The organism is Embleya sp. NBC_00896, assembly GCF_045207785.1.
Classification (GTDB): Bacteria; Actinomycetota; Actinomycetes; order Streptomycetales; family Streptomycetaceae; genus Embleya.
In genome coordinates, this window is record NZ_CP108776.1 from 1,997,203 (window position 1) to 2,010,055 (window position 12,853).

The following is a 12,853-nucleotide window of genomic DNA, read 5'->3' on the forward strand; positions in this document are numbered from 1 at the left end:
GAAACCACAAACCGCCAGGTTAGACGGCCTCGCGCTCCACAGGGCAGCTCATGCAGCGCGGTCCGCCGCGACCGCGGCCGAGCTCGCTGCCGCGGATGGTGACGACCTCGATGCCGTTCTTGCGCAGGTGCGTGTTCGTCGTGACGTTGCGCTCGTAGGCGAAGACCACGCCGGGCTCGACCGCGAGCACGTTGCAGCCGTCGTCCCACTGCTCGCGCTCGGCCGAGCGGACGTCCTGGGTCGCGGTGAGCACCCGGATGTCGGAGAGCCCGAGCGAGCGCGCGATCGCCCTGTGCATGTCCTCGGCGGGGTGGTCGCTGACCTTCAGGTCGTTCTCGTGCTCGCCGGGCTCGATCGTGTACGACGGGAGCATGCCCATGCCCGCGTACTTGGTGAAGGTCTCGCCGTCGAGCATGGTCATGACCGTGTCCAGGTGCATGAACGCGCGCTTCTTCGGCAGGTTCAGCGCGACCACCTTCGTCGCCGAGCCCTGCTTGAACAGCGCCCGGGCGAGCGCCTCGACGCCCTGCGGGGTGGTCCGCTCGCTCATCCCGACCAGCACCGCGCCCCGTCCGATGACCAGGACGTCGCCGCCCTCCGTCGTCGCGGGGAAGCTGCTCTGGCCCGGGTTCCACACCTTGAAGTCGCCCTTGGCGAAATTGGGGTGGTAGTTGTAGATCGCCTCGAAATGCACCGTCTCGCGGCGCCGCGCGGGCATCATCATCGCGTTGATCGAGACCCCGTCGTACACCCAGCAGGAGGTGTCCCGGGTGAAGATGTGGTTCGGCAGCGGCTTGAGCACGAAGTCGTCGACGTCCATCGTGTGGAACGCGACGCTGTGCGGCTCCCGCATGTACTCCATGACCTCGCGCTTGGTGATCCCGCCGACCAGGTAGCGGGTCAGCTCGTTGGCGTCGAACCCCTCGAACAGGCCACGCAACTCGTCGACGGCGAGCAGGCCGAACTCGCGCTCGTCGAAGACCCTGTCCAGGACCAGCTTCTTGGCGGCCGGCTCGCCGGAGAGCGTCTCGCGCAGCAGGTCGGTGAACAGGTGCACACGGATACCCCGGTCGCGCAGCGCGTCCGCGAAGCCGTCGTGCTCCTCGCGGGCCCGCTTGACCCACAGCACGTCGTCGAACAGGAGATCGTCCTTGTTCGTCGGAGTCAGGCGTTTCATCTCCAGATCCGGGCGGTGCAGGATCACCTGCTTGAGCCGACCGGTCTCCGAATCGACGTGGAACCCCATGGAATGGTCCTCCTGACCGTTGCGAACTGCGGTGTGCCTCCCGGTCGTCGGGACCGGGCCGCGGTGGTGTTGCCGGATCTCGGGGGCGGCGCGCTAGTGACGCATGTCGATCCTGACGTCCTCGACCTCGACGTGGCCGGCCTCCTTCCCGCCGGCCTCCTTCCCGCCGGGGCCGAACTCGCCCCGCACGGCCTTGAGCCGGATGTAGACCGGGATGCCGAGCAGCAGCATGATCAGGCTCTCGAGCACGGCGCCCGCGCCCGCGCCGTAGACCATCCAGAGCGCGAACACGACGCCGACGACGGCGATGGTCAGGTCCTTCGCGAGCGCGCCGCGGCTGACCGGGCGCTCGCGGGTGACCAGCCGGGACAGCTGGGCCGACGCGGAGAACAGATACGGGATGACGGTGGTGACCGTCGCGAGGAGCAGGATCGTCTCGAAGGCGTCCTCCGACCAGAGGTGGTTCACCGCGACCACGACCGAGGTCAGGATCGTGGCGACCAGGATGCCGAACGCGGGCACGCCCGACCTGCTGGTCGCGGCGAACCGGCTCGGGAACATGCCGTCCCCGGCCGCCGCGTACGGCATCTCCGCGCACAGCATGATCCAGCCGTTGAGCGCGCCGATGCCCGAGACGATCGCCATCGCCGCCATGATGCCGCCCCAGACGCCGCCGAACATGTTGTTCAGTGCGTCGGAGAACGGTGCGGAGGAGTCCACGAGTTCCCCGTGCGGCACGTTGCCCATCACGGCGATCGTGCTCAGCATGTACAGGGCGGCACACGCGAGCGTGCCGTAGAGGGAGGCCCTGCCGATGTTGCGCTCGGGATCCTCGACCTTCTCGGCGGCCACCGACGCCGCCTCGATGCCCGAGTAGGCGAACACCACCAGCGCCGCGGACACCTGCAGCGCGCCGAGGAAGCTCTTGCCGCTCGGGTTGAACTCGCCGAAGTTGCCGCCCTCGACGAAGAACAGCCCGACGACGGCCACGAACATCAGCGGCACGAACTTGAGCACCGTCGTCACGACCTGGAATCGGCCCATGTTCCCGACGCCGGACAGGTTGATCGCGGCCGGGATCCACAGGCCGACGAGCGCGATCGCGATCTTGCCGACCTCGGAGTCCCAGTGCAGGAAGTAGTTCACGTAACCGACCCAGGCCACCGCGATCCCGGCGTTGCCCACCCACGCGGTGATCCAGAACGACCACGCGCTCAGGAAGCCGGGGAACTCGCCGAACGTGTCGCGGGCATGGGCGTAGGGTCCACCGGCCGCCGGCACGCGCGCGCCCAGCCTGCCGAAGATCGCCGCGATCGCGAGCGCGCCGATCGTCACGAGCCCGAGGGCCAAGACGCTGATCGTGCCGTACTTGGCGAGGGTGGCCGGCAGCACGAAGATCCCCGTACCGACCACACCGCCGGCCACGAGCGCGGTCGCCTGCGGGAGGCCGAGCCTGCCTGCCGGTTCGTCGCCCGCGGCGGGGGCGGACACGGGCGGTGCCGCGGGGGCCCGAGGGCCCGCCGGGGCGCTCATCGGTCCCTCTCCGTGCGTCGGGGTGGCATGGTCCCGAGACCTCGGGACCATGCCACCCGGATCCTGCTCCGCAAGAGACCTTCGACCCCCCACCGACGAGCGCTCGGCCGATCGGCGAACGGCACTGGAGCGACATACCCGGAAAGTTTCGCGCAATCACGTGGAAAAGGCGGTACCCGGGCTCCCCCGGATACCGCCTTTGCTGCGAACAGGTGATGCCGATTCAGAGCCGCGGGTCCACCGGCTCCGATTCCAGCGCCAGGACCGCGAAGACCGCCTCGTGCACGCGCCACAGCGCCTCGCCGGCCCCGAGCCTCGCCAGCGCCTCGGCGCCGAGCGCGTGCTCGCGCAGCGCCATCGACCGCTTGTGGCCCAGGCCGCGATCGCGCAGGCGGTCCAGGTTCACCGGTTCGGTGTAGTCGGCGCCGTAGATGATCCGCAGGTACTCCGGGCCGCGGCACTTGACGCCCGGCTGCACGCGCCGGTTGGCGACCCGGTCGGCCTCGCCCGCGAGCGGTTTGACCACCATGCCCTCGCCGCCGGCCGAGGTCAGCCCCTCCCACCACGCGACGCCGGCCGCGACCTGCTCCTCGTCGGTGACGTCGACGATCAGCCGGCCGGTCGGCGCGAGCAAGCCCGAGGGGTCGGCCGCGACGAGGCGGTCGGCCAGCGCGAGGTGCCACTCGTGGTCCTTGCCCAGGTAGGACCCGCGCTTGCCGGCGAGCACCTGGAACGGCGCGAAGCGCAGCCCCTCCAGGCCCTCGGTGTCCCAGCAGTAGCGGCCGTAGGCGTCCACGAACGCACGCGCGTTGGCCTCGCGCCCGGCCATCCGGTCGGACAGCTCGCCCAGGTCGACCCCGCGCGCCACCGCACGGGCGAGCGCGTCGCGGGCGACCGGGAGCACGGTGGTCGCGGCCGCGCCCACCGAGGCGTACTGCTGCCGCAGCAGCTCCTGCGCCTTGGCCGACCACGGCATCAGCTCGGCGTCGAACAGCAGCCAGTCGGTGTCCAGCTCCGCCCACAGGCCCGCCGCGTCGATCGCGCCGCGCACCCGGTCGAGGAAGCCGTCGGTGGTCGCGCGGTTGGGGAAGAACCCCCGCCCCGTGCGGGTCCAGACCGCGCCCGCGCCCATGCCCTCGTCCACACCGAACGCGGCCCGCGCCACCGCCTCGTCCCGGCACACGAGCGCGACCGCCCGCGAGCCCATGTGCTTCTCCTCGCAGATCACCCGCGTGACGCCGTCCGCACGAAACTGCGCGAACGCCTCGGCCGGGTGCTCCAGCAGCCCGGGCAGCGCGCTGGTCGCGCACGGCGCCATCGTCGGCGGCAGGTACACCAGCCAGCGCGGGTCGATCGCGAACCGGCTCATGATCTCCAGCGCCGCCGCGGCGTTCTCCTGGCGCACCGTCACCATGCCCGCGCCGGACGTCTCGACGTGTCGCCGGCCGACCCCGCCCGGGGACAGGTCGAGCACGTCGCCGAGGTCGAGCGTGCGGCCGTCGCGACCGCCGGGGGCCTCCGTCGCGAGCGGGCGGACCGGCTCGTACCAGACCTGCTCGGCCGGCACCGCGACCAGTTCGCGCTCGGGCCAGCGCAGCGCGGTCAGGTCGCCGCCGAACACCGCGCCGGTGTCCAGGCAGATCGTGTTGTTCACCCACACCGCGCGCGGCGTCGGCGTGTGGCCGTACACCACGGTCGCCTTGCCGCGGTACTCGTCGGCCCACGGGTAGCGCACCGGCAGACCGTACTCGTCGGTCTCGCCGGTGGTGTCGCCGTACAGCGCGAAGCTGCGCACCCGGCCGGACATCCGCCCGTGGTACTTCTCCGGCAGGCCCGCGTGGCACACCACGAGCCGGCCCTCGTCGAGCAGGTAGTGGCTGACCAGGGACTCGCAGAAGTCGACCACCTCCTTGCGGAACTCCTCGCTCTCCGCCGCCAGTTGCTCCAGCGATTCGGCCAGGCCGTGGGTGGTCTTGACCTGGCGGCCGTTGAGCGCGCGCACCAGCTTGTTCTCGTGGTTGCCCGGCACGCACAGCGCGTGCCCGGCGCCGACCATGCCCATCACCAGGCGCAGCACGCCCGGCGTGTCCGGGCCGCGGTCGACGAGGTCGCCGACGAACACGGCGGTACGGCCGTCGGGGTGGACCGCGTCCACCGGCCGGCCCGCGTCGTCGCGGACGAACGCGTAGCCCAGTTCGACGAGCAGCGACTCCAACTCGGCGCGGCAGCCGTGGATGTCGCCGAACAGGTCGAACGGCCCGGTCAGGTGTCGCAGGTCGTTGTAGCGGCGCTCGTAGGTGATCTCGGCGCGGGCTATTTCCTCGGTGCCGGTCAGCACGTGCACCTTGCGGAAGCCCTCGCGCTGGAGACCGCGCAGCGAGCGGCGCAGGTCCCGGTGCTGGCGCTGGATCACCTGCGGGGGCAGGTGCATCCGGTCGGGGCGCTCGGCGTTGCGGGCCTGGCTCTCCTCGGGCGGGGTGTCCAGCACGATCGCGACCGGGAACACGTCGTGGTCGCGGGCGACCTGGACCAGCTGCGCGCGGGCCTCGCGCTGCACGTTGGTCGCGTCCACCACGGTCAGCCGGCCGGACGCGAGCCGCATCCGGGCGACGTGGTGCAGCAGCTCGAACGCGTCGCCCGACGCCGACTGATCGTTCTCGTCGTCGGCGACCAGGCCGCGGAAGTAGTCCGAGGAGAGCACCTGGGTGCGCTGGAAGTGGGTGCGCGCGAAGGTCGACTTGCCCGCGCCGGTGGTACCGATCAGCACCACCAGGCACAGGTCGGGCATGGTCAGTGCGCGGCGGGCGCTCGCGTCGTGGGTCATGCCGTTGCTCCGGTGCCTTCGTCGTTCGGGGTGGGGGTCGGGGTGGAGGTGGGATCGGGCACGGGGGCGTCGCCGGTGGCGGGGACGTCGCCGGTCTCGGTGCGGGTGAGGACGACCATCTGGGTCGAGGGGCCGACCTCGGGATCGACCTCGCCGACCGACTCGAACCGGGTGGCGTAGCCGTACTTGGCCGCCGCCCTCTCGGCCCACGCGCGAAACGTCGCGCGGTCCCATTCGAAGCGGTGGTCGCCGTGCCGCATCGCGCCGGCCGCGAGGCCCTCGCCGCCGGGCTCCTCGGGCGCGTAGCGCACGTTGTACTCGACGTTGGGCGTGGTGACCACGACGGTGGCCGGTCGGGCCGCGCCGAGGACGGCGTATTCGAGTGCGGGCAGCCGCGGTTCGTCCAGGTGCTCGATGACCTCGCACAGCACGGCCGCGTCGTAGCCGGCGAGCCGTTTGTCGGTGTAGGTCAGCGCGCCCTGGATCAGCCGGACGCGGTCGCGCTGCCGCTCCGACATTCGGGCCAGTTTCAGTTTGCGTTCGGCGATCGTGAGCGCGCGTGTGGACGCGTCGACGCCGACGATCTCGCGGAAGCGGGGCTCCTTGAGCAGGGCACCGATCAGCTTGCCGTCGCCGCAGCCGAGGTCGAGCACGCGCTCGGCGCCGGCCGCGCGCAGGGCCGCCAGGATCGCGTCCCGGCGGTGCGCGGCCAGCGACACCGGTCGCGGGTCATCGGCGGCCGGCCCGGGTTCGACCGGCGTCTCCGACCCGGACTCGGCCTGCTCCGGCGCGGCGTCCGCCGGGGTCTGCGGGGCGGCGTCCGCGTCCGTGTCGGCCTCCGGCTCGTCCGGCACCGCGTTGTCGAGGTTCTCCGGCGCGGTCTCGTCGATCTCGGCGAGCCGCTCGATCGCGCTGCGGGTGAGCGTGTGCCGCCTCGACAGGTAGCGGCTCGCGATCAGTTCGCGGTCCGGGTGCGCGGCCAGCCAGCCCTCGCCCGCCCGGAGCAGCTTGTCCACCTCGTCGGGTGCGACCCAGTAGTGCTTGGCGTTGTCGAGCACCGGGAGCAGCACGTACAGGTGCCGCAGCGCGTCCGCGAGCGGCATGGTGCCCGCGAGCGAGAGCCGCACGTATCGCGACTCGCCCCAGCCGGGGAAGCGCGGATCCAGCGAGACCTGGTCGACGCCCACCTGCCACCCCAACGGCTCGAACAGCCGCCGGACCATCTCCTCGCCACCGCGCGCGGGCAGCGCGGGCACCTCGATCTCCAGCGGCAGCGGCGTACCCGGCAGTTCGGGACGCGCGTCGCAACGCCCCTGCATCGCGGTGCGAAAGACCGTGCCGAGCGCGACCGCGAGCAGTGAGGACGCGGCGTAGGGCCGGTCGTTGACGTACTGCGCGAGCGCGAGATCGGGTGAACCCTTGGCGCCCTTGCCCCGCTTGACGCCGCGCGTGAGCGCGATCGGGTCGACGTCGAGCAGCAGCGCCGCGGTGCAGCGCGCGTCGTCGGCGTCGGGGTAGAAGACGTGCGCCTCGCCGTAGGTGGTGGAGAAGCGCTGCGCCTTCCCGGGGTGCTTGTGCAGCAGGAAGCCGAGGTCGGTCGCGGGCTGATGAGTGGTTGCGATGGTCAGGAACACTCGACCGATTATGTGCCCGCGGGCGGTTCACCGACGATCGCTTTTACCGACCATCGCCTCGCCGGCGTCTGCGATCACCCCTCGACGTCGACGGACAGTTCGACCGCCGTCACGGTCGCGCCCTCCGGGCCCCGCGCGACCTCGCGCGGGCAGTGCTGGCGCAAAGTGGTCAGGTCGATGGACAGGTCCTGTTCGGCGGCCGCCCGCACGAGCGCGGCGAAGGCCGGGTGCACGGAGGCGCCGTGGTCCGGGTCGTCGTCGCCGGCCACGTGGTCGGTGGTCAGTTCGCGTCCGGCCGGGCGCACGCCGGCGACGGTGCGCCGGCCCGGGACGGCCCAGCCCTCGGGCACCGGCGCGGCCAGCGGCAGGCACAGCGCGACCTCGGCGCCGGTGTCGCTCGCGGGCCGGCCCAGGTCCAGCCAGAACGGGCCGGTCGGGCCGATGCCGGCGTCGGTCAGGCTCGCGTACAGGTCGAGCAGCGCGCGCTCGATCGCGGTGTCGGCGTCGATGGCCGCCCCGTCGGGCCCCACGACCGTGGGCTCGCCGTCCTCGGGCGTCGAGACGTACTCGACGACGCCGACCCACGCCTGCGGGGCGGTCGGGCGCAGCCGGACGTCGTAGTGCAGGTCCGCACCGGCCAGGACTCCCTGCGCCGCCTCGATCGCCCGGTCCTCGCGGGCGCGTTCGCGCAGCACCGCCTCCCGGCGCTCGCGCAATGCCTCGTGCGGGGAGCCGCCCTCGCGCAGCGCGGCCCCCACCGCCGCGACCGGGACGCCGGCCGCGCGGAGCGCCCTGATCAGGCCGGCCTGTTCGAGTTGGTCGATCGTGTACCGGCGGTACCGCGTGTTCGGGTCCACGTCCGCGGGCACCAGCACGCCCTGTTCGTCGTACCAGCGCAGTGCCTTGACGGTCAGGCCCGTGGCGCGTGCGAAGTCTCCGATTCCGAGGAACATCCTCATCACCTCCGAGTGACCACAGTGCCGTCTCCCGTGACGGGAGAGTCCACCGCGAGGGCGCGCCGCCGCGATCACCTCGATCGCGGCGGGGCGCGCGCCGGTCACCAGCCGTCGGGCTCGGTGACGGTCAGCAGGCGGACGAATCGCTCGTAGGACACCTGGCAGCTCTCCAGGCGCTCGTAGGTGCGGGCCGACAACGCGACCGGGGCGCTGGGTTCGAGAGCGACGCTCCAGAACCAGCCGGGCGCTCCGGTGGCCCGTCCGATCACGGGCACCAGGTCGACCACCCGGCGGCGCAGCCGGTCCAGCTCGATACGGCAGGCCCCCGCCGTGACATGGCCCCGAGCGGACCGCGCGAGCACGCGGCCGTTGGGGGCGATGAGCCGCCACCGCACGTGCTGTTCGGCGTCCAGGTGGACGTCGTAGCGCGCGTGCCGTTCCGGCGTTCCGTCCGGGGCCCGCGACTCATCCGAAGCGACCGGCGACATAGTCGGCCGTCCGGGGGTCGCGGGGGGCGCCGAAGATCGCGGTGGTGGGTCCGGCCTCGACGATGTGGCCGGGGGTGTTCTCCGCCGCGAGGAAGAACGCGCAGTGGTCGGAGACGCGCTGGGCCTGCTGCATGTTGTGCGTGACGATCACGATGGTGATGTCGTCGCGGAGTTCGCCGATGGTGTCCTCGATCCGCCGGGTGGAGGTCGGGTCGAGCGCGGAGCAGGGCTCGTCCATGAGCAACACGTCCGGGTCGACCGCGAGCGAGCGGGCGATGCACAGGCGTTGCTGCTGACCGCCGGACAGCGCGCCGCCGGGCCGGCGCAGTCGGTTGCGCACCTCCGTCCACAATCCGGCCCGGGTCAACGAGGACTCCACGACGGCGTCCTTGTCCGCGGTGCGCACGCCGGTGAGCTTGAGGCCGGCGACGACGTTGTCGTAGATGGACATCGCCGGGAAGGGGTTGGGCTTTTGGAAGACCATCCCGACCCGGCGTCGGGTCTCGATCGGGCGGCGCGTCGCGTCGTAGATGTCCTCGCCGTCGAGCAGGACGCGGCCGGCGAGTTGGGCGCTGGGGACGAGTTCGTGCATCCGGTTGAGGATGCGCAGGAACGTGGATTTGCCGCAACCGGACGGCCCGATCAGGGCCGTGACGGAGTTGGCCGTCATCACGAGGTCGACGCGTTCGAGCACCTTGTGGGTGCCGAACCAGGCGCTGACGGCCTCGGCGGTGAGCGTCGAGCCGCGCCCGCCGGCGGTTTGGGCCGGTAAGGGCTGGGTGTCGGCGGCGGGAGCGAGAGTCGTCGCACCGCTGTCCGGGCTGGTCACGTGCGGAGCCTCCGGGGTGTGGAGTGGGACGGGGTGGAGAACCGGCGTCAGAGCGTTGCCGGGAGTACGCGGGCGGCGGATTCGTACAGCGCCCATACGACGGCGAGCACGACGGGGGTGCCGAGCAGGAGCGTGACCCGGCGGTCGGGGTGCCGGCGCAGTGCCCACGCCAGGACGCCGACGACGAGGGCGAACGCCTGTGCCCACAGCAGCAGGCGCACGCCGGCGTCGGCGTAGCCGCCGGTGCCCTTCTCGTCCGCGCGTAGACCTTGCGGACGGCGGCCCTCCTGCGGGCGCGGGGGGCCCTGGAGCTCGGCGATCACGACGGTGCGGCCGCCGGGTCGGATCCAGGAGTCGGCGGTGATCAGCACGAGCCGGTTCTCCGGGCCGGGCGCGAGCACGTCGTCCCTGCCGTTGGCGACGTGCCGGCGCTCGACCACCTTGTAGGTGAACTCGCCCTGTTGGGTGGTGGCTTCGATGCGCTGGCCGACGCGCAGCCGGTCGATGTCGTGAAAGGGTCCGCCGAACGTGTGCGAGCGGCCCATGATCACGCTGTGCCCGCCCTGGCCGGGCAGGCCGCTGGTGCGCAGGTGACCGGGGCCCTTGGCGAGCGAGTCGGCGGTGGTGCCCTCGACCACGACCTGTTCGAGGTCGAGGGCGGGGATCCGCAGCATCGCCACCGGCCTGCCCTTGGCGATCGAGCCGCCGAGCGGGCCGACGTCGCGGTAGAGCTCGTCGGAGAGCCGGTCGGCCAGGATGCTCTGGTCGCGGGCCTGTTGGATGTCGGAGACGACGTAGAGGTAGCCGACGAAGCCCGCGATGAGCAGCGCGAGCAGGGCGAGCGCGGCGCCGGCGATCGTGTACGGGTCCGCGCCGGGTCGGGGTGTGGTCGCGGGCGCCGGCGGCTGCGCCTGCGGGTGCGAGCCGGCGCCTGCGGGTGCGGTCGCCGGCGCGGTCGCGACCGCCTTCGCGACGGTGTCGGCGGTCATGCGGCGGCCCCTCTGCGACCGATCAGGCGCAGGGCGGCGGCGACCGGTGACGGCCAGCCGCCGGTGCGGCGCTTGTGCCCGAGTGCGAGCAGGACCGGGCTCGCGAACAGCCCGCCGCCGCTCACGCAGATCAGCACGAGCAGCACGATCGCGGACGGGTCGCCGTCGAGCGCGTCCTTGATCACGTTGGCGACGGACGGGAACGCGTCCTTGTCGGTGGGCGGGGTCGCCGCGCCGACGGGGGCGGTGGTGGGGGCGGGCGAGTCGGTCGGGGGCGCGGTGGTGGGCGGGTCGGTCGCGGGCGGGTTCACGCCGCCGCTGTCGCCGCCGGTGGAACCCCCCGAGGATCCACCGGTGTTGCCGCCCTGGTCGGTCGGCGACTGCGTGGGCGGCGGCGTCTCGCCAGTCCACTTTGGCGCGTCGGCGATCTTCTTGCGGGCGGCGGCGACCTGCTGTTTCTGGGCGTCGCTCAGCGGTACGTAGCCGGGCGGCAGCGACCCGGGCAGGAACTGCCCCGGCTGCACCTGGCCGGGGCCCGCCGCGTAGGCCAGGAAGGTGTCGATCTTGGCCGCCTTGGCGGCGGTGAGCTTGTCGGTCGAGACCATCGCGACGTCGGTGACGGTGAGCGGGTAGGCGTTCGCGGCCGTGCTCCTGTAGTCGTTGGTCAGCGTCACCCCGTCCGGTCCGGGCTTCGCGACGGCGAGGCCGGCGCGGATGGTCGCGGGGTCGGTGGGGTCGACGAAGGTGCCGGCGGCGTTGCGGATCCTGGCGACGGGAACGCCCATGCGGGTGGCGGCCTCGACCGTGGTGAGCGCCATCACGTTGTGGTAGCCGTACTTGTCCTGGCCGTCGTCCTTGGGACCGGTCTCGGTGACGGTGCGGTTGGTCGGCACCGAGTTGCCCAGCCGGTTGGCGATGTCCTCGTACACCGACTGCGGCACGTTCGTGTCGGTGAGCATCTGCAGCCGGTTGGTGTACACCGCGAGCGGATAGGAGACCTTGCCGATCCGCCACTCGGCGGGGCACACGACGCCGTTCTGGTCCGGCGTGCCGGAGAGCCAGGCGACGGTCTCGGGATCGGAGGCCAGCCAGGCGGTCAGCGCCCAGATGGTGTCGTCCTGGACGCCCCGCAGGATCGGGGTTCGGATGGCGTTGGGCCACGCGTGCTCGTCGTTGATGGCCTTGAACTCCGGGTCGGTCCACAGTTCCATGACCGACCCCGGGCTGTGCGGCGCGGCGGGGTAGGCCCCGGTGATCAGCTTCGCGATCAGCCTGGGTGTCAGTTTCATCGCCGGGACGGGAAGGTGCGTCTGTACGTCGTCGATGTTGAACGCGAAGGCCAGGGCGCCGTTGGTCAGCGGCGCGTACACCGTCTTGGCCTTGTCCCGGACGGCCGGGAGCGGCACCGGCCGGGCACTGTCGAGGGCCCCGCCGATCGGCTGCTGGGTGACCCCGACATCGACGCCGTCACCGAGGAAGACCTCGCGACCGCTGGGTCCCGAGCCCGCGCTCACCGTCATGTTGACGGCGTTGGTCTTCGCCGAGCACAGCCCGAACACCCACGAGGAACCCGCCTGGGTGAACTCGCCGGTGCCGTTGACGGACAGGTCGGGGTGCACCATGCCGGGGCACGCGTCGGGCGCGGGCACGAACGACAGCGGCGCGAACGCGGCCTGCCCGGCGGCGAAGGCCATCTCGATCTCGGTGTCCTTGGGTCCGTACGACAGGCCCAGTTCGATGTTCTGCTTCGGCCGGAACACGGCGGCCGTGCTCGTCTCGTCGGGCATCACGAACACCGCGATCGAGCACGCCTGCTTGTCGGAGCAGCCGAGTTCGGGCAGCCGCAGTGCCGGTCGCACCTGGATCCACGCCTGCCCGGATCCGTCGGCGGCGGTGGGGAGTCCGGTCTGCTTGGTGGAGGCTCCCGGCGGCATCCCGTCGGGCTGGCTGGTCTCCTGGCCGTTCTCGGTCCAGCGCGGCGCCCAGCAGTCGCGGGGTTTGGGCGCGGTGCCCTTGCACTGCATCACCACGACGCTGTGCGTGCCGGCGGCGATCGTGAAGCCCGTCCACTTGACCAGGATCCGCTGGTTGACCAGGTTCGCCTGCTGCGACACGGTCACCGCCGGCCGGCTCGGCTCGGCTGCGGACGTCGATCCGGCGACCACGCTCGACCAGCCCGCGAGCAGCGCGACGCACAGCGCGATGACGCCGGCGACCGACAGTGCTCTTCCGTTCGAAGCGGTGGATGGTTCTGCGCCCGTCACGGCAACTCCACTTCCTTCGCCCGTACTCGGGGTCGACTCCCGGCGAGGACGACCCGCGCCGATCCTCGCGCGGCGCGGCGGCGCGCCGGG

Annotated in this window: 9 protein-coding genes; all 9 read right to left on the bottom strand. The window is 72.2% G+C overall.

Annotated features, from left to right (window positions below; genetic code table 11):
• Nucleotides 1–19: 19 nt before the first annotated feature.
• The 9 genes from OG928_RS08960 to OG928_RS09000 all read right to left on the bottom strand — a co-directional run bounded on the left by OG928_RS08960 (nucleotide 20) and on the right by OG928_RS09000 (nucleotide 12,763).
• On the bottom strand, nucleotides 20–1,246 hold the full coding sequence (locus tag OG928_RS08960) for an arginine deiminase (RefSeq protein WP_406281326.1): 1,227 nt from the start codon (nucleotides 1,244–1,246) through the stop codon (nucleotides 20–22).
• A 93-nt stretch (nucleotides 1,247–1,339) separates the two neighbouring features.
• A complete protein-coding gene (locus tag OG928_RS08965) occupies nucleotides 1,340–2,779 on the bottom strand; it encodes an amino acid permease (protein ID WP_406281328.1) in 1,440 nt (479 codons plus the stop codon).
• Nucleotides 2,780–3,002: 223 nt separating this feature from the next.
• A complete protein-coding gene (locus OG928_RS08970; RefSeq protein WP_406281330.1) occupies nucleotides 3,003–5,603 on the bottom strand; it encodes a polynucleotide kinase-phosphatase in 2,601 nt (866 codons plus the stop codon).
• Nucleotides 5,600–7,237, bottom strand: a complete 1,638-nt coding sequence (locus OG928_RS08975; protein WP_406281333.1) for a 3' terminal RNA ribose 2'-O-methyltransferase Hen1 — start codon at nucleotides 7,235–7,237, stop codon at nucleotides 5,600–5,602. Before OG928_RS08975 ends, OG928_RS08970 begins: the two co-directional genes overlap by 4 nt.
• 74 nt (nucleotides 7,238–7,311) lie before the next feature.
• On the bottom strand, nucleotides 7,312–8,190 hold the full coding sequence (locus OG928_RS08980) for a MerR family transcriptional regulator (protein ID WP_406281334.1): 879 nt from the start codon (nucleotides 8,188–8,190) through the stop codon (nucleotides 7,312–7,314).
• 104 nt (nucleotides 8,191–8,294) lie between these two features.
• Complete coding sequence (locus tag OG928_RS08985) at nucleotides 8,295–8,681, bottom strand: hypothetical protein (RefSeq protein WP_406281336.1); 387 nt, start codon at nucleotides 8,679–8,681, stop codon at nucleotides 8,295–8,297.
• Nucleotides 8,659–9,375 carry a phosphate ABC transporter ATP-binding protein gene (locus OG928_RS08990; RefSeq protein ID WP_406290867.1) on the bottom strand — a complete coding sequence of 239 codons (717 nt, stop codon included), beginning with the start codon at nucleotides 9,373–9,375 and terminating at the stop codon, nucleotides 8,659–8,661. Before OG928_RS08990 ends, OG928_RS08985 begins: the two co-directional genes overlap by 23 nt.
• A gap of 182 nt (nucleotides 9,376–9,557) precedes the next feature.
• Nucleotides 9,558–10,499 carry a sortase gene (locus OG928_RS08995; protein WP_406281339.1) on the bottom strand — a complete coding sequence of 314 codons (942 nt, stop codon included), beginning with the start codon at nucleotides 10,497–10,499 and terminating at the stop codon, nucleotides 9,558–9,560.
• Nucleotides 10,496–12,763 (bottom strand): hypothetical protein, encoded by a 2,268-nt coding sequence (locus OG928_RS09000; RefSeq protein WP_406281342.1) that lies wholly within the window; start codon nucleotides 12,761–12,763, stop codon nucleotides 10,496–10,498. The genes OG928_RS08995 and OG928_RS09000 overlap by 4 nt, the downstream gene beginning before the upstream one ends.
• Nucleotides 12,764–12,853 lie beyond the last annotated feature (90 nt).

Bases quoted from the DNA above. Each gene is read 5' to 3' on its own strand.
- OG928_RS08995 (WP_406281339.1), bottom strand. From the start codon at position 10,499: ATGACCGCCGACACCGTCGCGAAGGCGGTCGCGACCGCGCCGGCGACC.
- OG928_RS08985 (WP_406281336.1), bottom strand. From the start codon at position 8,681: ATGTCGCCGGTCGCTTCGGATGAGTCGCGGGCCCCGGACGGAACGCCG.
- OG928_RS08980 (WP_406281334.1), bottom strand. From the start codon at position 8,190: ATGTTCCTCGGAATCGGAGACTTCGCACGCGCCACGGGCCTGACCGTC.
- OG928_RS08965 (WP_406281328.1), bottom strand. From the start codon at position 2,779: ATGAGCGCCCCGGCGGGCCCTCGGGCCCCCGCGGCACCGCCCGTGTCC.
- OG928_RS08970 (WP_406281330.1), bottom strand. From the start codon at position 5,603: ATGACCCACGACGCGAGCGCCCGCCGCGCACTGACCATGCCCGACCTG.
- OG928_RS08960 (WP_406281326.1), bottom strand. From the start codon at position 1,246: ATGGGGTTCCACGTCGATTCGGAGACCGGTCGGCTCAAGCAGGTGATC.